Genomic DNA, 22,028 nt, shown 5'->3' with positions numbered 1-22,028 from the left:
ATATATTTAGTTATAGTTATAGAGTAGCCAATTTTCTGTGGATATTGTTATTTTATTCTTGTAATTCAATATCTTATATTAATATTGATTGGGTAAAAACGGTTCAGTTAAGGCGCTTTAACACTGAATGTTACAGGCATAAGTCTTAGATAAGAATTCTGTGCAAACTATATCACCTTTTATACACAGCTAATCAACAAATCTAGCGACGCGCCGTTTTGTAATTAGAGTTATTAACTGCTTAGGCTTCTAAGTAAATTAATATAGTCGTCGTTAATTCTCGTATCACCCTCACGTAAGCTAGCCACTTTCCTGCAAGCATGTAATACCGTGGTGTGGTCTCTACCGCCGAAAGCGTCTCCGATTTCAGGCAGACTATGGTTGGTTAATTCTTTTGCTAGCGACATCGCAATTTGTCTTGGTCTAGTAATGGAGCGGCTGCGACGCGCAGAAAGAAGGTCAGATACACGAATTTTGAAGTATTCCGCCACGGTTTTCTGAATATTATCGATAGTGGCCAATTTATCTTGTAAGGCTAACAAGTCATGCAAGGCCTCTTTCGCAAAATCGAGTGTTATCGCTGAGCCCGTAAACTGGGCGTTAGCGATGACCCTGCGTAGCGCACCTTCAAGTTCACGAATATTTGAACGTATTCGCTTACCAATAAAAAATGCTACTTCACTAGGTAAGTCAACATTCATCAGCTCTGCCTTGCGCTGCATAATCGCTACGCGTGTTTCAAGTTCTGGCGGCTCAATTGCTTGGGTTAGCCCCCAGCCAAAACGAGACTTTAATCTTTCATCTAGTCCCTCAACTTCTTTTGGATAGCGGTCACAAGTTAAAATCACCTGGCTCTGAATTTCGAGCAGCGTGTTGAAGGTATGAAAAAACTCTTCTTGTGAACGCTCTTTGCCGGCGAAGAATTGAATATCATCAATCAGCAAAGCATCGACCGTGCGATAAAAACGCTTAAATTCACTGATGGCGTTGTGTTGTAGTGCTTTTACCATATCAGCCACGAAACGCTCTGAGTGTAAATATAAAATTTTCGCGTTAGGGTTTTGCACCAGCATTTGGTTACCGATCGCGTGTAAAAGGTGCGTCTTACCTAAACCAACACCGCCATAAATTAGTAATGGGTTATAAGCGGTTCCTGGATGGCCAGCCACTTGCAAAGCAGCAGCTTTGGGTAGCTGATTAGATTTGCCTTCTACAAAGGTATCAAAGGTGAAATTTGGATTTAGGTTATGGTTGAAATTTTGTAATTTAGCCGAAGTTGCGCTTACGGCTTGGGCAGCTTGATTTTTTTCATCTGTTTCTGCATTTGCTGAGCTTGTTTGTGCTGCTCGATCACTGCTACCAATTTCTAACGCTACCGGACGAGTTGACGCACTATTGCTAGTTCCCGCTAACTCATCAATCCGCGATAGAAAATTGTCTTGCACCCAATCCAACACAAAACGGTTGGGCGCCAACAGTGTGAGCCCACCATTTTCTTCGATGGCGTGTAAGGGGCGGATCCAGGTATTAAGTTGTTGTTCGGTTAATTCGGATTCAAGCTTATGAATACATGATTTCCAGAGAATACTAGTCACGCATCTAACTCCAGTATGCTTATAATGGTTATGTTTTTGTTATGGGGGTAGATCAGTCTATCCAGTAATAGGATTGTTATCCACTGTTTAATGTCAGACAATAATCGTTGACAAATGTAAGTAGCGCGACTATTTTTGCGCACCTTATTAGATAATTATCCTAAACCCCTAAAAGTTAGAATAATTAATGCTAATGAAGACTAAGTTAAGAAATTTTAAAGTTGAAATAATATGAAACGTACATATCAACCTAGCAATTTAAAGCGCGCACGCACGCACGGATTTAGGGCAAGAATGAAAACGAAAGGCGGCCGCGCAGTAATTAATGCACGCCGAGCTCGTGGACGCGCACGTCTGTCTGTAACACACACATAATTGCCTAGAGAAGATTTTTCGTTTACGCATCAAGACCGACTGCTAGACGCAAGTCAATTTACAAGAGTCTTTGATCAGGCAACGAAATCGAGCAGTGAGTTTTTTACCATACTGTCGAGAGAAAATACCGAAGACCAACCACGTTTAGGTATAGTGGTCGCTAAACGAAGAGCTAAACGTTCAGTTGATAGAAATATAATAAAAAGAATTATTCGCGAGAGCTTTCGTTTGAGTAAAGCAAAACTACCAACTAATGATTTCATTGTGATTTTAAAGCGCCCAATCAAGACTATTAAGCGCTCAAACCTTAGGTTGCAAATGGAATCGCTCTGGAAGCAATACTAACTAAATCATGCGTGCAGTTATCAGCAAATTACCAATCAATTTGATTAAGGCTTATCGCTTTGTGCTCAGCCCTTGGTTAGGACAACAATGTAGATTTCACCCAACTTGTTCGCAATATGCATTGCAAGCTGTTGAGCAACATGGGCCTTACCGAGGCAGTTGGTTAGCAGCGAAACGTCTTGCATCATGTCATCCATGGCATGCAGGCGGCATTGATCCAGTACCCGAAAATCACGCGAACAAATAAAATGGAAAACCAAAGATTCTTTTTATATATAGCGCTCGCTTTTTTGCTTTATATCATATGGTTAACCTGGCAACAGGAGCAGGCACCCGCGCCTGTAGCACAACAAGATTCAACTCTGCAGCAAAACACAGATACGGGTAACGAAAATAGTTTTGAAAATTCTGACGATTTGCCTGACGCACTAGATTCAAAACAAATAACGAATACGGCATCTAATGTTGTAGATAAATCCGTAACGCAAAGCAAAAGCCAAAAGGTGCATGTACGTACCGATGTGTTAGATGTAATTATTGATACTCGAGGCGGCGATATACGACAAATTGATTTGCCAACCTATCCGGTGTCTTTAAAAGAACAAGACGAAGCATTTCGTTTAATGTTTAGTAATAACCGTACCTACATTGCGCAATCAGGGCTACGCCATGACAAAATTAATGGCCAATCAGTTAGCGGCGCCGCACCTACGCACCATGAAGTTTATCGCGCGGAGCAAACAGAATATTTGTTGGATGAAGGCAGAGACGAACTTGAAGTTAAATTGTTATGGAGTGGCGAGAACGGCATTAGTGTAGAAAAAATATTTACTTTCTACCGCGACTCTTTTGTATTTGACGTTAAGCACCGAGTAATGAATCAAGGCGACACAAGTTGGGCGGGTCGACAGTATCAACAATTGCGTCATAGCCCTATTTCTGAAAAACGTAGTTGGTTGCGTTTACCGACCTATACAGGAACTGCGTATTTTGATGGCGCATATCATAAGCATAAATTTAGTGACGTAGAAGACGAACCTATCAACATGCAGGTAGACGGTGGCTGGGTTGCGGTATTGCAGCACTATTTTGTTTCAGCGTGGATTCCTGAAGCAGAAGAACAAAATCGTTTTTACAGTAAGGCGGTAACCGCTGCTGGTGAAAACCAGTTATTAATTGGTATGTTATCTAGTGCACAAACGGTAGCGCCAAATAGTAGTGCCGAATTTAATCGGCGTTTATATGCTGGCCCTAAAATTCAAAACGATATGAAACAGATCGCGATGGGCTTAGATCTAAGTGTCGATTATGGGATGTTTTCAATTCTTTCCAAACCTTTGTTCTGGTTGCTGCAATGGTTTCACAATCTGGTAGGCAATTGGGGTTTGTCAATTATTCTGGTTACCGTTGTGGTTAAACTTATTTTTTATAAGTTATCTGAAACCAGCTATAAGTCTATGGCACGCATGCGCAAGCTACAGCCGAGAATAAAGGCCTTACAAGAACGTTTTGCTGACGATAAGCAAAAGCTTGGACAGGCCACATGGGATTTATATCGAAAAGAAAAGGTTAACCCTGCCAAGGGTTGTTTACCTATTCTTATTCAAATGCCGGTGTTCTTGGCGTTGTATTGGGTATTAATCGAAAGTGTTGAGTTGAGACAAGCACCGTTCATGTTTTGGATACACGATCTTTCGATACGTGACCCCATTTTTGTATTGCCATTCTTGATGGGTATTAGCATGTTTATCCAGTTCAAATTAAACCCTGCGCCACCGGACCCTATGCAGGCAAAAATATTTGCCATGATGCCTATTATGATGACGATCTTTATGGCATTTTTCCCAGCAGGATTAGTTTTGTACTGGTTGGTAAATAACATTCTGTCGATAATTCAACAGTATGTAATTACCAAACGAATAGAAAAAGAAACAAATTAAAATAACTATTACTGAAAATAGTTAACAAATAAAGGGCGAGCTTTGCCCAAAAATATTACACAAAAAGAATTGATCTGTGCGCTTGCCACTCCAGCTGGCAAAGGGGCGTTGGCAATTGTGCGCTTGTCCGGGAAAAATGCGCATGTCATAGCTAAACAAATTACACATAAATCATTAGCTCCTCGCCAAGCCAGCTATACAAATTTTTATAACCGTGACGATGTAGTTCTAGACCAAGGGTTAGCAATCTATTTCCAAACACCGGCATCATTTACCGGCGAAGATGTAATTGAATTTCATTGCCACGGTAATCCATTACTAGCAGACTTATTGCTCGAAGCTCTTTGCGCTCTAGGAGCACGTTTAGCTACACCTGGCGAATTTAGTTTAAGAGCATTTTTAAATAACAAAATTGATTTAGCTCAAGCAGAAGCAATTGCGGATTTAATTAACAGCACTACGGAACAAGCTGCTCGTACTGCAACCCGATCTATGCAAGGCGCATTTTCTCAGCGCGTACAAGATGTACTCACGCAATTAACACAGATGCGCATGCATATTGAAGCGGACCTAGACTTTCCAGACGAAGAAATTGATCGACAACAAAACGAACAACTTGTGCCGCAATTGACGAAGTTAAAATACTTTTTGAATGAATTACTGCAACAAGCAAAATTGGGCGAGCGTTTACAAACCGGAGCTACCATTGCAATTGCTGGCAAGCCTAATGCGGGAAAATCGAGCTTGCTAAATGTGTTGGCTCAAAGTGAGGCGGCCATCGTAACTGAGATTCCAGGAACCACACGCGACCCACTTAGCGCGGATATCGAAATTCAAGGCATTGCAGTACGCTTAATTGATACTGCGGGTCTGCGTGAAACGCAAGATATAGTCGAAGCAAAAGGTATTGAACGCACACAACAAGCACTCGCACAAGCCGATATTGTTTTGTGGCTCACTGATGTGAGTAATGAAGATTCTCAATCCGTACCAAGCGACATGGATACTGCAAAGATTTTCTATGTGCACAATAAAGTTGATTTGAGTACAGAGAAAAAATACAACGATAATGAAAATATATATATTTCAGCAAAAACACAGACGGGAATTGATGAATTACTACAACAACTAGGCGAACACTTGATTGGCGACAACAATATTCAAGAACAGGGCGATACCCCTTTTTTAGCAAGAGGTCGACATGTGGTTGCCTTGCAGCAAGCACAAGGGAATATACATTCTGCTCAACAGCGCTTATCCAACAGCCAAGAGCTTGAACTAGCCGCAGAAGATTTACGTTTAGCCCAACAGAATTTAGGGGAAATAACCGGAGAATTCACACCTGATGATTTGCTCGGCAAGATTTTTAGCGAGTTCTGTATAGGGAAATGACCCTAATAGGCAGTCGTGTAATCGTCTCTCATTCAGTACAATAATTAACCATGACAGTTAAACATCAACAATATGACGTAATTGTAATTGGCGGCGGACACGCGGGCACCGAAGCTGCCTTAGCGGCTGCGCGTATGGGTGCGAAAACTTTGTTGATAACACATAACATAGAAACCATAGGCCAAATGAGTTGTAACCCTGCCATTGGCGGCATTGGTAAAAGTCATTTAGTGAAAGAAATAGATGCGATGGGGGGCGCTATGGCTTTAGCGGCCGATCACGGCGGTATTCAGTTTCGTGTGCTTAATTCTCGTAAGGGGCCTGCGGTGCGCGCAACACGTGCGCAAGCCGATCGCGCGCTTTATAAAGCTGCCATTCGCCAGCTAGTTGAGAATCAAGCTAACTTGCAAATATTTCAACAAGCAGTGGATGATTTAATTATTCAACAAGACTGTATTCGTGGTGTTGTTACACAAAGTGACCTGACCTTTTTAGCAAAGTCAGTGGTATTAACCACGGGCACTTTTTTGGGTGGTAAGATCCATATTGGTAATGATAATTATGCTGCCGGGCGCGCCGGTGATCCGCCTGCAACCACCTTAGCCAATCGATTGCGAGAACTTCCTTTACGCGTTGGCCGCTTAAAAACGGGCACGCCTCCACGTATTGATGGACGCAGCATTGACTACACACAACTCGAAGCACAGCCAGGCGATGTCCCAACACCCGTATTTTCATTTATGGGATCGCGTGCGCTACATCCCAAGCAGGTGAACTGTTTTATAACCTACACGAATCCCTCTACCCACGAAATTATCAGCAATGATCTAGAGTTATCGCCAATGTACAACGGCAACATTGATAGCACTGGGCCACGCTACTGTCCTTCTATTGAAGACAAAGTCACGCGATTTGCAGATCGCAATCAACACCAAATTTTTATTGAGCCAGAAGGGTTGCAAACTCACGAAGTGTATCCGAATGGCATTTCAACTAGCTTGCCATTTGAAACACAACAAAAATTTGTGCACTCCATTAAAGGATTTGAAAATGCACATATCACGCGACCGGGCTATGCGATTGAATATGATTATTTTGATCCCAGAGATTTGCAGCCAAGCTTAGAAACCAAGGCTATCGAGGGATTATTTTTTGCAGGGCAAATTAATGGCACTACCGGCTACGAAGAGGCTGCTGCACAAGGCTTGGTGGCAGGTGTCAACGCAGTGCGGCGCGCGCAAGAACAAGACGCTTGGGCACCACGCCGCGACCAAGCGTATATAGGTGTAATGATCGATGACTTGGTCACTAGTGGCACCATTGAACCCTACCGGATGTTTACCAGCCGTGCGGAGTTTCGTTTATTGCTGCGCCAAGATAATGCGGACCTGCGCTTAAGCGAAACCGCACATGAACTTGGTTGCTTGCCTGCAGTACAGTGGCAAGCGTTTAGCGAAAAACGTGAACAGCTTGAAACTCAGCAGCAGCGCTTAAAAAGCAGTTATGTTCAACCGGGCGAAGTGGATGTCGAAACGGAAGAAGAAATTCTGGGTAAAAAACTTAAGCATGAATACAGCATGTATGAATTATTACGCAGACCTGAAGTTAATTTCGAAAATTTAAAAAAACTTAGTACACAAGATTTAAGTGATATCCCTGCTGAAGTGAGTGAGCAACTAGAGATACAAGCAAAATATGCTGGTTACATTGAGCGTCAAAATGTAGAGGTCGAAAAACTTACACAGCAAGAAGAGGTTAAATTACCTCAAGATACAAACTATAGAGCGATAACCGGTTTATCGAATGAGGCTAAACAAAAACTCATGGATATTAAGCCACATACAATTGGTCAAGCTGCGAGAATATCTGGTATCACTCCCTCAACCATTTCATTGCTATTGGTGCACTTAAAGTCTAAGCCTGCGCGTAAAAGTGCATAATAAAAAGCGCTTAAGAAAAGCACCAGAGCAATTTCAAGACTAGCAAACCCTAATCTATTTTCATGAATTCTTCACAACTACTAGCCAGTGGTGTGCAGCAATTAAAACTTCAAGCCAACAAAGAGCAACAAAGCTTGTTAATGCGGTATGTACAGCTATTACAAAAATGAAATCAGACCTATAACCTCACGGCTATAGAAGACACTGATGAAATTATTAGCAAACACATACTTGATAGTTTATCGGTAGCAGAACACCTGAAAGGAAAATATATTATCGATGTGGGCAGCGGCGCTGGATTACCAGGGATACCACTAGCAATAGTTTGCCCTGATAAACAATTTAAGTTGCTAGATAGCAACGTTAAGAAGACGCGGTTCATCCAGCAAGCGACGATTGATCTTGGGCTAAAAAATATACATGTTATGCACACACGCGTTGAAGACTATCAAGCAAGTGGTGGATTCGCAGAAGAAATTAACACCTTAATAAGTAGGGCTTTTACTCATAGCGACAAGCTTTTCGCTTGTTGTGAGCAGCTGCTAGAAAACTTGAGTGATAAGGGGCGAATAATTTTTATGTTGGCTAAACAAAAGCAACTCGAAGTGCTGCCAAATAGATATAATGTGCTCAAAATTCATAGCATTAAAATTCCTCATCTTGGGGCACAACGACATATCGCTATAGTCGAAAAAAATGGCCCAGAATAAATGGACTATTAGAATTAACAGCAAATGACAAAAACCATTTCAGTAACCAATCAAAAAGGCGGAGTAGGCAAGACCACGACCTCGGTAAACTTGGCAGCCTCAATGGCAGCGACCAATCGCCGCGTGTTATTAATTGACCTGGATCCTCAAGGCAATGCCACCATGGGTTCTGGTGTGGATAAACGCACCATCGAAAGGACTGCTGCAGAAGTCATGCTTGATGAAGCCTTGGTAAGCGAATGTATTGTGAAAGGTAGTAAAGGCGGTTATGACTTATTGCCAGGAAATGAGCAGCTAACCGTCGCGGAAGTTAAGTTATTAGATGTAAAAGGCAGAGAATTTAAATTACGCAAAGCATTACAAGAAGTGGTTGATGACTATGACTATATATTTATCGATTGCCCGCCTTCATTAAACATGCTTACTGTGAATGGCTTGGTGGCTGCGAACAGCGTAATAATTCCAACTCAGTGTGAATACTATGCCTTAGAAGGCCTATCCGCGCTCACGCAAACCATTGAACGTATACGCATGTCGGCCAATCCTGAATTAAAAATCGAAGGCCTGTTGCGCACCATGTATGACCCACGCAATAACTTAGCCAATGACGTATCGGCACAATTAACCTCACACTTTGGCGAAAGCGTGTATCGCACCATTATCCCTCGCAATGTCACATTGGCAGAAGCACCCAGTCATGGTTTGCCAGTATTACTCTATGACAAGCGCTCGCGTGGCGCATTGGCCTATTTAGCGTTAGCGGGTGAAATGCTACGTCGCGACGAAAGCCGTACCGCAGGCGACATACCGTCGGCTTTAGCGAGTTAATTTAGCTTGATAAAAGTTTTAGAAATAAGTGATTCAATATGATTAAGAAAAAACGCGGATTAGGATCCTTAGGTGTCGATGTATTACTGAGTGCGGCGAAAACTGAAAATGCAATTAGCAACAGTGATGCCAGTTACACCAGCACAGATAAGTCATTACAGAGTTTACCTATCGACATGATTCATCAAAGTCCGTATCAGCCACGGCAAGTTATGGAACCGGAAGCACTTGAAGCACTCGCGAGTTCCATTCGCCAACAAGGTGTGGTGCAGCCCATTGTTGTTCGCAAGTTGGGTGATGGTTATGAGCTAATTGCTGGCGAACGTCGTTGGCGTGCTTCACAACAAGCAGGTCTGCAAGATATTCCTGCAGTGATTAAAGACGTTAATGATCAAGAAGCTGCCGCTATAGCGATTATTGAAAATCTTCAGCGCGAAGATTTAAATCCTCTAGAAGAAGCTCAGGCATTTGCTAATTTAATCGAAAAATTTGGTCTTACTCATCAAGAGGTAGGCGAAGTGGTGAGTCGCTCGCGCGCTGCAGTGAGCAACAGCCTACGCTTATTGGCACTAGCACAGCCGGTCAAAGATATGCTCAACCAAGGTGACTTGGAGATGGGACATGCGCGTGCTTTATTAGCGCTTGCTGAACAGCAGCAAAGTAAATGCGCACAAACCATTATTCAGCGTCAGCTCTCAGTGCGTGGCGCAGAAGCTATGGTTAAGCAGTTGCTTGAGGGCAAGGGCAAAAAGAAAACCACTGCAGCTAACCATCAAGATCCAGATGTTTCGCGCATGGAAAACAACATAGCAGATCGACTAGGAGCTCGAGTATCCATTCAGCATAGTCAAAATGGTAGTGGACGACTGCAAATTAGATATACCAACCTTGATGAATTTGAGGGAATCGTTGATAAGCTACTAGGCAAATCAAATTAGCTTAAAGTTTGTTCAACTTCAGCGGGTAATACACCCTCGGACCTATTGAGATTTGGCGGGCTAAAATTTATACTTCGCGCCTCTATTGAAGCTGATATCAGCCTCGAATTATGAATGGCTGTTGGATAAAGAACCTTTAAATAATAAAGCTAATAAACTTGGTTCGAAAATTAACAATTCCTACGCAAATACATCGAATATTGGTGTGGCAATGGCTGGTTACATTTTTTATTGCGGCTAGCTTGTTTTTGGTTAATCGTGAATTTGCTCTATCAGCATTTTTAGGTGGTTTTGTTTGTGCAGTGCCCAATATGTATTTTGCACAACAGTTGTATAAACGCAGAATTGCAGTTGCACCTGCCTTGTTGCGATCTGCATTTGTAGCAGAATTTGTAAAAATGGGTTTAGCTGTCGCATTGTTAGCGATAGTTTTAATAAAATATAAGGAAGTTCATCCGATAGCATTATTTGTAACGTACTTCATTACACATTCGTGTATGTGGGCCGTACCTTTAATTTCGCAATTTTCAAGCAAACCAACTCTAAAACAAATACCTTAAATAATGGCCGGCGATACAATTACTTCTTCTGAATATATTCAGCACCACCTGACCAATTGGACCTATGGTCAGCACCCCGACGGTCATTGGGGATTTGCACATAATGCACAAGAAGCTACTGAAATGGGATTTTGGGCGATTCATGTGGATAGCATGATTTGGTCAATATTTTTAGGCGCAGTTTTCATCTATATTTTTCGTCGCGCAGGCAAATCTATGACGGCGGGGGTGCCAAGCGGCTTACAAAATTTTGTTGAATGGGTGGTCGATTTTGTAAATGAAAATGTCCGCGGTTCGTTTAATGCTAAAAACGACATGGTTGCACCGCTAGCGTTAACGATTTTCTTTTGGGTGTTGTTAATGAATTTGATGGATTTAGTTCCCGTGGATTGGATTCCACACTTGGCTGGCATGATTGGCCATTCTGTATTTGGAGTAGATCCACATCATGTGTATTTCAAAGTTGTGCCAACGACCGATCCGAACATCACCTTTGGCATGGCATTGGCTATCTTTGCTTTGATGCTTTACTACAGTGTAAAGATGAAAGGGCTCGGGGGATTTTTAGGCGAGCTTACATTACAGCCATTTGGTAAATGGGGTATGCCTGCAAATTTATTGCTTGAAGGCATCTCGTTAATTTCTAAGCCTGTGTCTTTAGCGCTGCGTTTATTTGGAAATTTATACGCTGGCGAAATGATTTTTATTCTGATCGCGCTGCTGTACAGCGGCGGCATTGTGTGGGGAACTATGGGCGGTTTGCTGCAGCTAGGCTGGGCAATTTTTCATATTTTGATCATCGTTCTACAGGCATTTATATTTATGGTGTTGACCATTGTTTATCTAGATATGGCACATCAAGAACATCATTAATCGTTTAATTAAGTAATTTGTAATAGGAGAAGAAAATGGAACTATCAATAGCAATACTTTATGTAGCTGGCGCGCTTATGCTAGGTATTGGTGCAGCAGGTGCCGCAGTAGGTATCGGCGTTTTAGGCGGTCGATTCTTAGAAGGTGCCGCACGCCAACCGGAACTTATCCCAATGCTAAGAACTCAGTTCTTTATCGTAATGGGTCTGGTGGATGCGTTACCAGTAATCGCAATCGCTATTGGTCTATATGTACTATTTGCAGTAGTTGGCGGCGCAGGCTAAGTATTCGTCAAACAGTAATAGTTTAAATTAAGGTTTAGGTATGAATATTAATCTCACCCTGTTTGGGCAAACGATCGCATTTATTGTGTTTGTTTTCTTTTGCATGAAATTTGTATGGCCACCCATTATGGCAGCGTTAGATGAGCGCAAAAAGAAAATTGCAGATGGATTAGCTGAAGCTGAGCGTGGCATGCAGCAACAAGAAATTGCGGAGCAAAATGCAGCTAAGCAATTATCTGAAGCTAAACAACAAGCCTCCGAAATTCTTGGCCAAGCACAAAAGCGTGCTAATGAAATGGTTGAAGACGCAAAGTCAGTAGCCGTTGATGAAGGCAACCGTATTAAAGAAGCGGCCCATGCTGAAGTTGAAAAAGAAGTGAATCGCGCTAAAGAAACATTGCGCACTCAAGTATCAACCATTGCAGTGGCTGGTGCTGAGCGCATTTTGAAGAAAGAGATCAATGCTAGTTCACACCAAGATATCTTGGATGATCTTGCATCTCAGATTTAATAATCTACGGTAAGGCAACACTAAAAAATTAATGTCTGAACTCACTACAGCTGCAAGACCATATGCTAGAGCCGCATTTGATATCGCTAATACACATGGCGAACAACAACAGTGGACGGATATGTTGTCATTCATAGCTGCAATAGCCTATGACCCGACCATGACGGCGTTGTTAGATAGCCCAGGTTTGTCTCAAGAACAATCGGCAGAAATGTTCATATCGGTTTGTGAAGATAAAATTGATCAACGTGCTAAAAATTTCATCAAATTATTAACTGAAAACGACCGCCTTAAATTGCTGCCAGAAATTGCAGCATTGTACGAACATTATCGTGCAGAAGCGGAAGGAAGTATTGATGCAGAAATAATATCTGCAAGTGAAACGAGCGATGCGCAACTTGCAAAAATTGCTGCAGCACTTAAGACACGACTAGGTAAAGAAGTGCGTATCACTTCTAAGATAGATCCAACATTAATTGGCGGCGCAATTATTCGTGCTGGCGATATGGTAATTGATGGTTCGCTTAGTGGGCGACTTAATAAACTGTCTACTACGTTAACAAATTAAGAATTAAATACATTTATTAGTACTGGGTACACCTGGGTATATTAACGAGGATTTGAAACATGCAACTTAACCCAACAGAAATAAGCGAACTCATTAAAAGCCGCATCGAGAATTTTGATGCTGTTGCTGAGGCGCGCACAGAGGGCACTGTAGTAGGTGTAACCGACGGAATTGTGCGTGTTCATGGTCTGGCCGATGTAATGGCCGGTGAAATGTTGGAGTTTCCAAAAAATACATTCGGTATGGCGCTTAACTTAGAGCGTGATTCAGTTGGTGCGGTAGTACTAGGCGATTACAAACATATCACTGAAGGCGACAAGGTTTCATGTACTGGCCGTATTCTTGAAGTACCGATTGGTACAGAACTATTAGGTCGCGTGGTAAATTCTCTAGGTGAGCCTATCGACGGCAAAGGTCCAATTAAGACCACACTAACGGCTCCAGTAGAAAAAATTGCGCCAGGTGTAATTGAGCGTAAGTCAGTAGACCAACCCGTTCAAACAGGATTGAAATCAATTGATGCCATGGTGCCAATTGGCCGTGGCCAACGTGAGTTAATTATTGGCGATCGCCAAACGGGTAAAACGGCAGTAGCGATTGACGCTATCATCAATCAAAAAGGTACTGGCGTTAAATGTATATATGTTGCGATCGGTCAAAAGAATTCTTCTGTTGCTAACGTAGTACGTAAATTAGAAGAGCACGATGCAATGGGCCACACCATTATCGTTAATGCAGCGGCAGCAGAATCCGCCGCGATGCAATACATTGCACCCTATTCTGGTTGTTCAATGGGTGAATATTTCCGTGACCGTGGTGAAGATGCTTTAATTATTTATGATGATTTAACCAAACAGGCTTGGGCTTATAGACAAGTATCCTTGTTGTTGCGTCGTCCACCAGGTCGCGAAGCGTATCCAGGTGATGTGTTCTATTTACACTCGCGTTTGTTAGAGCGGGCATCACGCGTAAATGCTGAATATGTAGAAGATTTTACAAAAGGCGAAGTAAAAGGTAAGACCGGCTCACTAACTGCATTACCTATTATTGAAACACAAGCGGGCGACGTATCTGCATTCGTACCTACCAACGTAATTTCAATTACCGACGGACAGATTTTCTTAGAAAGTGATTTGTTTAACTCTGGTTTTCGTCCTGCGATTAACGCGGGTCTTTCGGTATCTCGTGTAGGCGGTGCAGCACAAACTAAGATCATTAAAAAGCTTGGTGGTGGTGTACGATTAGCACTGGCTCAATATCGTGAGCTTGCAGCGTTCTCACAGTTTGCATCAGATCTTGATGAGCAAACGAGGAAACAATTAGAGCGTGGCGAGCGGGTAATGGAATTGATGAAGCAAAACCAGTACGCACCATTAAACGTTGCCGAGATGGCTGTGTCGCTATATGCCGTAGACAAAGGTTACATTGATGATGTTGATGTAAATAAAGTGGTTGATTTTGAAAAAGCGATGCATGATTTTATGCATTCACAACATAAAGATTTACTCGACAATATAAATGACACTGGCGATTACAACGATGATATTGAAGCTTCACTAGCGAAAGCGATTGAAGACTTTAAAGCAAAAGGCACTTGGTAGATTTCAGGGTAACTACTGGGTAAGGTTTATCTAAAAGTTTATAACTAATGGCAAACGAAAAAGAAATAAGATCGCAGATTGCGAGTATTAAAAATACTCAAAAAATCACCAAAGCGATGGAAATGGTTGCCGCGAGTAAAATGCGCAAAGCAAAAGACCGCATGAATGCAACGCGACCTTATGCATCAAAAATGCGTAATGTAATTGGCCACCTTGCTAATGCTAACACTGAATACAACCATCCTTTCTTGCTTGATCGAGAAGAAGTTAAGCGCGTTGGTTATATTATTATCTCAAGCGATCGAGGGTTATGTGGTGGTTTAAACGTAAACCTATTTAAAGCTGCACTAAATGATATGCAGCAGTGGCAAGATAAGAATGTTGAAATTGATTTTTGCTTAATCGGCGCTAAAGCCACGCAATTCTTCAAAAAGTTTTCTGCAAATATAGTCTCGCAAGTTTCACAATTAGGAGATGAAGTTCATTTAGAAGAACTAATTGGAACCGTTAAAGCCATGTTAGATGCCTACACCGATGGCAAGATCGATCGTTTGTACTTGGTTGAAAATGAATTTGTTAATTCCATGACACAAGAACCAAAAGTGTCTCCCTTACTGCCACTTGCCGCAGAAGATAATGATGAAATGAAACATCATTGGGACTACATTTATGAGCCTGATGCCAAGACTGTGTTAGATGGTCTACTTACGCGTTACGCAGAATCCATTGTTTATCAAGGCGTTGTTGAAAACGTAGCTTGCGAAATGTCTGCAAGAATGGTGGCGATGAAAAGCGCATCGGATAATGCCGGTGACCTTATCTCTGATTTGGAGCTGGCTTACAACAAAGCGCGACAAGCAGCGATTACACAAGAAATATCAGAAATTTGTGGTGGCGCAGCAGCGGTGTAAACAAACACTCTGTTATCGCAATTGAACACAAGAATTTAAATAGATTAAATAAATTTAGAGCTAAAGAGGATTTATCATGAGTGCAGGTCAAATTGCTCAAATTATTGGTGCCGTCGTAGACGTCGAGTTTGCACGTGACAATGTGCCAAATGTTTATGATGCGTTAATCGTAGATGAACAAAAAATTACGCTAGAAGTACAGCAACAATTAGGTGACGGTATCGTTAGAACCATCGCAATGGGTGCTTCGGATGGTTTACAGCGTGGTCTAAAAGTTTCTAATACTGAAGCGCCGATTACTGTACCCGTAGGACCTAAAACATTAGGCCGTGTTATGAATGTACTCGGTGAACCGATAGATAATGTAGGCGAAATTGGTGCTGAATCAGGTATGCCAATTCACCGCGCGCCACCAACATTCGAAGAACAAGCCGGTGGTAATGAGTTATTAGAAACAGGTATTAAAGTAATCGATTTACTATGCCCATTCGCTAAGGGTGGCAAAATTGGTTTATTTGGTGGCGCAGGTGTAGGCAAGACCGTAACCATGATGGAACTGATTAATAACATCGCAAAGAAACACTCTGGTCTTTCTGTGTTTGCGGGTGTAGGTGAACGTACTCGTGAAGGCAATGATTTCTATTATGAAATGAAAGAAGCCAATGTTCTGGATAAAGTGGCGATGGTGTACGGACAGATGAATGAGCCTCCAGGTAACCGCCTTCGTGTTGCACTAACGGGTTTGACTATGGCAGAACACTTTCGTGATGAAGGTAAAGACATGTTGTTATTCATCGATAACATCTATCGTTACACACTTGCAGGAACAGAAGTATCTGCACTATTAGGACGTATGCCGTCTGCGGTGGGTTATCAGCCAACACTGGCTGAAGAAATGGGCGCGCTACAAGAACGTATTACATCAACTAGTGACGGATCTATTACTTCTATTCAAGCGGTATACGTACCTGCGGATGACTTAACCGATCCATCACCTGCAACCACTTTTGCTCACTTGGACGCAACCGTTGTACTTTCAAGACAAGTAGCCGAGCTAGGCATTTACCCTGCGGTGGATCCTTTAGATTCCACTAGTCGCCAACTCGATCCATTAGTTATTGGTAATGAGCATTACGATACGGCTCGCGCGGTTCAAAACACCTTGCAACGTTATAAAGAACTAAAAGACATTATTGCAATTCTGGGTATGGACGAATTATCTGAAGAAGATAAACAAGTCGTATTTCGTGCACGAAAGATTCAACGTTTCTTATCTCAACCGTTTGCAGTTGCTGAAGTATTTACTGGAACTCCAGGTGCATTAGTTTCTCTACAAGATACCATCTCTAGCTTTAAAGCGATTGTAGATGGTGAGTATGACCACTTGCCTGAGCAAGCTTTTTATATGCAAGGTGGAATTGAAGACGTAATTAAAAAGGCTGAGGAATTAAAGTAAATGGCCGAAAATACCACCATGCATCTTGATGTAGTAAGTGCCGAGAAAGAATTATTCTCTGGCACTATCAGCGCTGTGTTTGCGCCTGCACAAATGGGTGATGTTGGTATTTACCCACGCCATACTCCGTTGGTAACTGGTTTACGCCCAGGTGAATTAAAGATAGAAATTGAGGGCGAAGAAGATCAGTATCTTTATGTATCTGGCGGTATTCTTGAAGTGCAACCCGGTGTAGTTACTGTTCTTTCTGATACGGCTATACGCGCTGAAGATTTAGACGAAGCAAAAGCCCTAGAAGCTAAACAAAATGCTGAAGAAGCGCTTAAAGATCAACAAAGCGATTTTGATGCAGCTAAAGCCCAGGCTGAACTGGTTCGAGCTGCCGAACAACTGCGCATGATTGAAAGAATGCGTAAGATTCGCAAATAATTTACATAGTTAAATTTACATGTAAAACAAGCGTTTATACTCTTTAAAGCAGTCTTCCTAGTGGCTTTGTCAGGCCATTTCCCCATCCGTTCTAAATTAGCTTTTCTTTTATCCCACAGCTTGGCATAAACTGTTGTAAAAGCAGGCGCGCATACACGTATTATTAATGTGTTGCTGATAACCTTCATCGTTTATAAACATAAAAATTAATATGGGTTTAGAAATCATCATCCTGGCTGCGGGGAAAGGTACTCGCATGCAAAGCGAACTACCAAAAGTGCTGCATAAAGTAGCAGGCCAAGCCATGCTGGCCCATGTAATTGAAACTGCACAACAACTATCCCCAGATGCAATCTATGTAGTGATTGGACATGGTGCGGATCAAGTAAAAGAAACATTTCAAAATGACGCAATAACATGGTGTGTGCAAGAACAACAATTAGGTACTGGGCATGCGGTTCAACAAGCTCTACCAAATATAAAAAATGATCAACAAAATGTTTTAATTTTATATGGCGATGTGCCCTTGCTTAAAACAGAAACCTTGAATCAATTAGTTAATGAGTTATCAAATAAACAGTTAGTACTATTATCTGCAGTTCTAGAAGATCCTACTGGTTATGGGCGCATTGTGCGTAATAATTCAAATAACGTTCAAGCGATCGTTGAGCAAAAAGATGCAGACCAAACAACATTAAATATAAAAGAAATTAATTCTGGCATTCTTGCAGCTCAAGCAGGTAACTTAAAAAACTGGCTGGTTAATGTTAGTAATAACAATACGCAGCAAGAGTATTATTTAACAGATTGCATCGCTTTAGCGGTTCAACAAAAGCAAAAAGTAGAAGCTATTATTTGTAATGACGAGAATGAAGTCCTTGGTATAAATAATAAATTGCATCTAGCTCAAGTAGAGCGTCTCTTGCAATTGCGAATTGCTGAACAGCTAATGACTAGTGGCGTAACCCTGATTGACCCAGCTCGCATTGATGTTCGAGGTAAATTACAGACAGGAAAAGATGTTGAGATTGATATCAATAGCGTATTTATCGGCGACAATATTTTAAGCGATGGGGTAAGTATTGGTGCTAATGCAGTGGTCATAAATTCTCGTATTGAAGCAGGCACCACTATTCTTGCAAACTGCCATATTGAGAACGCCAATATAGGTAAAAATTGTGAGTTAGGACCCTTTGCTCGCATTCGCCCAGATACGGTGTTGGCTGAGAATGTGAAAGTGGGTAACTTTGTTGAAATTAAGAAAGCCAATGTCAAAACAGGCAGTAAAATTAACCACTTAAGCTATATCGGTGATAGCGATCTAGGCGAAAACGTTAATATCGGGGCAGGAACGATCACCTGTAATTATGACGGGGCTAACAAACACCGTACTACTATTGGTGATAATGTATTCGTAGGTTCAGATACCCAATTTATAGCACCGGTGACTATAGGCGATGGCGCAACTATCGGAGCAGGCTCAACCATAACTAAAGATTCACCTGAACAAAAACTAACTTTGGCACGCAGCAAGCAAGTATCAATAGATGGTTGGCAGCGTCCCGAAAAGAAACCAAAATAAATTTTTAAACAAATTAGATTAAAAATATATGTGTGGAATTGTTGGAGCTATTGCTAACCGAGATGTATCCCCAGTATTACTAGAGGGCTTGCGTCGTTTAGAGTACCGCGGTTATGACTCTGCAGGTATGGCCGTTCTTACCAATGGATCGATCGATCGTGTTCGGAGAACTGGGAAGGTAAGTGAGCTAAGCGCAGCACTAGATCAGACAGCTTTAATTGGTCAGTTAGGTATTGCGCATACACGCTGGGCTACTCACGGTATTCCTGCAGAAAATAATGCACACCCGCATATCTGTAATGACAGAGTGGCTATTGTGCACAACGGTATTATTGAAAATTTTGAAGAGTTAAGAGCCCAACAAGTTAAGCAGGGGTTTAGTTTTACCTCTGAGACCGATACAGAAGTTATTGCCCACCAAATAGTTCATTACCTAGATCAAGATATTTCACTCTATGAAGCGGTCAGTAAAACTATCAAAGATCTTAAAGGAGCTTATGCACTAGGCGTTATTGATAAAAATGATCCTGATAAATTAATTGCTGCGCGTAATGGCAGCCCATTGGTTTTAGGCATAGGAAAAAAAGGTAATTTTATTGCTTCTGATGTACAAGCCTTGCTCAAAGAAACACAAGAATTTATCTTTTTAGAAAATGGTGATATTGCCGAAATTACTCGTGATGCAATAAAGATTCTTGACCATACGGGTGTATCAGTACAACGAGAATCGAAAGTAAGTAAGTTATCAGCTGATGCGGTAGAAAAAGGTGGTTATCCGCACTACATGCTCAAAGAAATATTTGAGCAACCACAAGCAATTTCAGACACTCTTGAAGGTAGACTAATTAATGGACGTGTTGCGGAACAAATTTTAGGTCCGAAAGCCAAAGAGATTTTAGATCAAACTAAAATTATTCAAATTATTGCATGTGGAACAAGTTACCACTCCGGTTTAATAGCCAAGTTTTGGTTTGAAGAATTAGCAGGGATTCCTTGTTTTATTGATGTGGCGAGTGAATTTCGATACCGCAAACATGTTGTTCAACCGGGCACACTGTTTGTAACCATTTCTCAATCAGGCGAAACAGCAGATACCTTAGCGGCATTACAACAATCTAAAGAAGAAGAATATGCAGGTTCTTTAGTAATTTGTAATGTTCCTGAGAGTTCATTAGTGCGCGAATCTGATCTTGCATTGATGACGCATGCTGGCCCAGAAATTGGTGTTGCCTCTACCAAAGCATTTACTACTCAGCTCATTGCATTACTACTGTTAGTTATTACTACTGGCCGTCGTCATGGTATGCATGATGAAATGGAAAAAATATTAGTTGAACAATTAACTAATTTACCAACGCGCATTAATAAAGTTTTAGAGTTAGACGGTAAAATCAAAAAATTAGCCAAACACTACGGCGACAAACAGAATGCTTTATTCCTAGGGCGCGGTTCACACCATCCAGTAGCTATGGAGGGTGCATTAAAGCTAAAAGAAATATCTTATATTCATGCAGAGGCTTATCCCGCAGGTGAGCTTAAGCATGGCCCAATTGCTTTGGTAGATGACAAGATGCCCATAATTGCAGTAGCGCCAAATGATGAGCTACTTGAAAAATTAAAATCTAATCTTGAAGAAGTACGTGCTAGAGGTGGGGTATTACACGTATTTGCAGATGCCAGCTCGGGCTTTGTATCTGAGCCAGACACTATCGTAATAGAAGTAGATGCACCCGATAATGCGGTAGCACCTATATTGTTTACTATTCCACTTCAACTACTTGCTTATCATGTTGCTATTCTGAAGGGCACTGATGTTGACCAACCAAGAAATCTAGCTAAATCTGTTACAGTAGAATAATTAATACTTGTTCTGTAGTAACTATTTAAACCTCAGTATTAGATCAGTGAGTAATGACATGAAAAATCTTTTATTCATATTTATTAGTTTTGTATTATTTTGCTGTGTGGGACTGATACATGCAGGAGAAGTGCAAGTTGGCCCTAAAGAGGGCAGCAAGTTGGAAGATTTTTCGGGCACTACTATGCATGGAGACTCATTCCAATTTTCAAAATTAGTGGATAAAGGCTCAGTAGTAATAGTTATGCTACGCGGATTTCCAGGCTATCAATGTCCTGTGTGTTCAACGCAAGTTGCAGGATACGTAGCAAAGGCAGACGAGTTTAAAAAACAAAGAAACACACCGGTAGTATTTATATATCCGGGTAAAGTAAGTAATCTGGAAAAGCGTGCTCAAGAGTTTACAGCTCCATTGGAAAAAGAAGTAGATCTACCTAATAACATAATATTTGTTATTGACCATGATTATAAGATTACAAATCACCTTGGGCTTAGATGGGATGCACCAAAAGAAACTGCTTACCCAGCTGCCTTTGTAATTGACCATAGTGGCTACGTTCAATATGCAAAAGTTAGCGATAATCATCAAGATCGTGCTACAGCGGACGAAGTCTTAGAATTTTTGGATATTATCCACTAAATAGCATTATCCCAGTAAATGTAAGGATGTATCATTCTATGTCTTAGTGAATTACTAATAATCATACATACTTAATTTTTTAAGGGAGTAAACATGGAAGCAACTAATCCTTACGAAAGTCCTAAATCAAATCCTGCTACATCTTCAGATCAAACTTATCAACCAAAATTTCTAGCCTTAAATGGAAGAATTGGTAGGCTGAGATATCTAGCTTATGGAATGATTGCTACTGTTTTAACAATTGTAGTTCTAGGCATTTTATCAGCAATTATGATTCCTATGCTTGCTAGTAGCGGCATGTCAGAAGCCATAATGGTTGTGATATTAGTAGTTCTATATTTGCCTTTAATAGTGTTTTCGATCATATTTATGAAACGAAGATTAAATGACTTAGATAAAAGTGGTTGGTGGCAATTACTAGTATACATTCCAATAGTTGGAATTATCTTCGCGCTGTATATTCTTTTCTGGCCCGGCACTAAGGGCTCAAATTCTTATGGTATGCAGCCTTCTAGTAATTCAGGATTACTAATTATTGCGGGCCTCATTTTACCGATAGTGCTTGTAGGAATACTTGCTGCAATTGCAATTCCTGCGTATCAAGATTATGTAGAGCGTGCTCAACAGGTTATTGAATCTCAAAACTAGTATTAAATAATTCCTAAAAAAGCATTGCCCTGGCAGGGAGTTAA

Annotated in this window: 22 protein-coding genes and 1 pseudogene; 22 read left to right on the top strand and 1 reads right to left on the bottom strand. The window is 41.3% G+C overall.

The features are described from left to right. Nucleotides 1-233 precede the first annotated feature (233 nt). Nucleotides 234-1,595 carry a chromosomal replication initiator protein DnaA gene (dnaA, locus tag GKR92_10075; GenBank protein ID QMU62020.1) on the bottom strand — a complete coding sequence of 454 codons (1,362 nt, stop codon included), beginning with the start codon at nucleotides 1,593-1,595 and terminating at the stop codon, nucleotides 234-236. 231 nt (nucleotides 1,596-1,826) lie between these two features. On the opposite strand from dnaA, the gene rpmH reads away from it, so the two are divergent. The 22 genes and pseudogenes from rpmH (at nucleotide 1,827) to GKR92_09965 (ending at nucleotide 21,984) form a co-directional block, all read left to right on the top strand. Next, the gene (gene rpmH, locus GKR92_10070) at nucleotides 1,827-1,970 is read left to right on the top strand and encodes a 50S ribosomal protein L34 (GenBank protein QMU62019.1); all 144 of its coding nucleotides are present in this window, start codon (nucleotides 1,827-1,829) and stop codon (nucleotides 1,968-1,970) included. Beyond that, nucleotides 1,971-2,315: a ribonuclease P protein component gene (gene rnpA / locus GKR92_10065; GenBank protein ID QMU62018.1), complete on the top strand. Its 345-nt coding sequence runs from the start codon at nucleotides 1,971-1,973 to the stop codon at nucleotides 2,313-2,315. Between the two features lie 7 nt (nucleotides 2,316-2,322). Beyond that, the gene (gene yidD / locus GKR92_10060; protein ID QMU62017.1) at nucleotides 2,323-2,562 is read left to right on the top strand and encodes a membrane protein insertion efficiency factor YidD; all 240 of its coding nucleotides are present in this window, start codon (nucleotides 2,323-2,325) and stop codon (nucleotides 2,560-2,562) included. 1 nt (nucleotide 2,563) lies between these two features. Continuing rightward, the gene (gene yidC, locus GKR92_10055; protein QMU62016.1) at nucleotides 2,564-4,255 is read left to right on the top strand and encodes a membrane protein insertase YidC; all 1,692 of its coding nucleotides are present in this window, start codon (nucleotides 2,564-2,566) and stop codon (nucleotides 4,253-4,255) included. A gap of 54 nt (nucleotides 4,256-4,309) precedes the next feature. Next, entirely contained in the window at nucleotides 4,310-5,647 is a 1,338-nt protein-coding gene (gene mnmE / locus GKR92_10050; protein QMU62776.1) for a tRNA uridine-5-carboxymethylaminomethyl(34) synthesis GTPase MnmE, read from the top strand. A 50-nt stretch (nucleotides 5,648-5,697) separates the two neighbouring features. Next, nucleotides 5,698-7,587 (top strand): tRNA uridine-5-carboxymethylaminomethyl(34) synthesis enzyme MnmG, encoded by a 1,890-nt coding sequence (gene mnmG, locus GKR92_10045; protein QMU62015.1) that lies wholly within the window; start codon nucleotides 5,698-5,700, stop codon nucleotides 7,585-7,587. A gap of 62 nt (nucleotides 7,588-7,649) precedes the next feature. Next, nucleotides 7,650-8,297: pseudogene (rsmG, locus tag GKR92_10040) on the top strand (16S rRNA (guanine(527)-N(7))-methyltransferase RsmG). Between the two features lie 24 nt (nucleotides 8,298-8,321). After that, on the top strand, nucleotides 8,322-9,125 hold the full coding sequence (locus GKR92_10035) for an AAA family ATPase (GenBank protein ID QMU62014.1): 804 nt from the start codon (nucleotides 8,322-8,324) through the stop codon (nucleotides 9,123-9,125). 38 nt (nucleotides 9,126-9,163) lie between these two features. Beyond that, nucleotides 9,164-10,063, top strand: a complete 900-nt coding sequence (locus GKR92_10030) for a ParB/RepB/Spo0J family partition protein (GenBank protein QMU62013.1) — start codon at nucleotides 9,164-9,166, stop codon at nucleotides 10,061-10,063. A gap of 140 nt (nucleotides 10,064-10,203) precedes the next feature. Then, nucleotides 10,204-10,623, top strand: a complete 420-nt coding sequence (locus tag GKR92_10025) for a hypothetical protein (GenBank protein QMU62012.1) — start codon at nucleotides 10,204-10,206, stop codon at nucleotides 10,621-10,623. 3 nt (nucleotides 10,624-10,626) lie between these two features. After that, the gene (atpB, locus tag GKR92_10020; GenBank protein ID QMU62011.1) at nucleotides 10,627-11,496 is read left to right on the top strand and encodes a F0F1 ATP synthase subunit A; all 870 of its coding nucleotides are present in this window, start codon (nucleotides 10,627-10,629) and stop codon (nucleotides 11,494-11,496) included. 35 nt (nucleotides 11,497-11,531) lie between these two features. Next, nucleotides 11,532-11,780, top strand: coding sequence for a F0F1 ATP synthase subunit C (gene atpE, locus GKR92_10015; protein QMU62010.1), 249 nt, complete (start codon nucleotides 11,532-11,534; stop codon nucleotides 11,778-11,780). Nucleotides 11,781-11,820: 40 nt separating this feature from the next. Further along, entirely contained in the window at nucleotides 11,821-12,291 is a 471-nt protein-coding gene (locus tag GKR92_10010; GenBank protein QMU62009.1) for a F0F1 ATP synthase subunit B, read from the top strand. A gap of 31 nt (nucleotides 12,292-12,322) precedes the next feature. Then, a complete protein-coding gene (locus tag GKR92_10005) occupies nucleotides 12,323-12,859 on the top strand; it encodes a F0F1 ATP synthase subunit delta (protein ID QMU62008.1) in 537 nt (178 codons plus the stop codon). Between the two features lie 59 nt (nucleotides 12,860-12,918). Further along, the gene (locus GKR92_10000) at nucleotides 12,919-14,460 is read left to right on the top strand and encodes a F0F1 ATP synthase subunit alpha (protein ID QMU62007.1); all 1,542 of its coding nucleotides are present in this window, start codon (nucleotides 12,919-12,921) and stop codon (nucleotides 14,458-14,460) included. 47 nt (nucleotides 14,461-14,507) lie between these two features. Beyond that, nucleotides 14,508-15,371 carry a F0F1 ATP synthase subunit gamma gene (atpG, locus tag GKR92_09995; protein ID QMU62006.1) on the top strand — a complete coding sequence of 288 codons (864 nt, stop codon included), beginning with the start codon at nucleotides 14,508-14,510 and terminating at the stop codon, nucleotides 15,369-15,371. A 76-nt stretch (nucleotides 15,372-15,447) separates the two neighbouring features. Then, nucleotides 15,448-16,827 (top strand): F0F1 ATP synthase subunit beta, encoded by a 1,380-nt coding sequence (gene atpD / locus GKR92_09990; GenBank protein ID QMU62005.1) that lies wholly within the window; start codon nucleotides 15,448-15,450, stop codon nucleotides 16,825-16,827. After that, entirely contained in the window at nucleotides 16,828-17,256 is a 429-nt protein-coding gene (locus GKR92_09985) for a F0F1 ATP synthase subunit epsilon (GenBank protein QMU62004.1), read from the top strand. Nucleotides 17,257-17,467: 211 nt separating this feature from the next. Then, nucleotides 17,468-18,838, top strand: a complete 1,371-nt coding sequence (gene glmU, locus GKR92_09980) for a UDP-N-acetylglucosamine diphosphorylase/glucosamine-1-phosphate N-acetyltransferase (protein QMU62003.1) — start codon at nucleotides 17,468-17,470, stop codon at nucleotides 18,836-18,838. A gap of 28 nt (nucleotides 18,839-18,866) precedes the next feature. Further along, complete coding sequence (gene glmS, locus GKR92_09975; GenBank protein QMU62002.1) at nucleotides 18,867-20,696, top strand: glutamine--fructose-6-phosphate transaminase (isomerizing); 1,830 nt, start codon at nucleotides 18,867-18,869, stop codon at nucleotides 20,694-20,696. A 58-nt stretch (nucleotides 20,697-20,754) separates the two neighbouring features. Continuing rightward, complete coding sequence (locus GKR92_09970; protein QMU62001.1) at nucleotides 20,755-21,336, top strand: redoxin family protein; 582 nt, start codon at nucleotides 20,755-20,757, stop codon at nucleotides 21,334-21,336. 93 nt (nucleotides 21,337-21,429) lie between these two features. Then, entirely contained in the window at nucleotides 21,430-21,984 is a 555-nt protein-coding gene (locus tag GKR92_09965) for a DUF805 domain-containing protein (GenBank protein QMU62000.1), read from the top strand. Nucleotides 21,985-22,028 lie beyond the last annotated feature (44 nt).

It is taken from the genome of Gammaproteobacteria bacterium, assembly GCA_014075255.1.
Taxonomy (GTDB): Bacteria; Pseudomonadota; Gammaproteobacteria; order UBA4575; family UBA4575; genus JABDMD01.
Note: the sequence above shows the minus strand (reverse complement) of the source record. Positions and strands in the feature narration are given on the sequence as shown.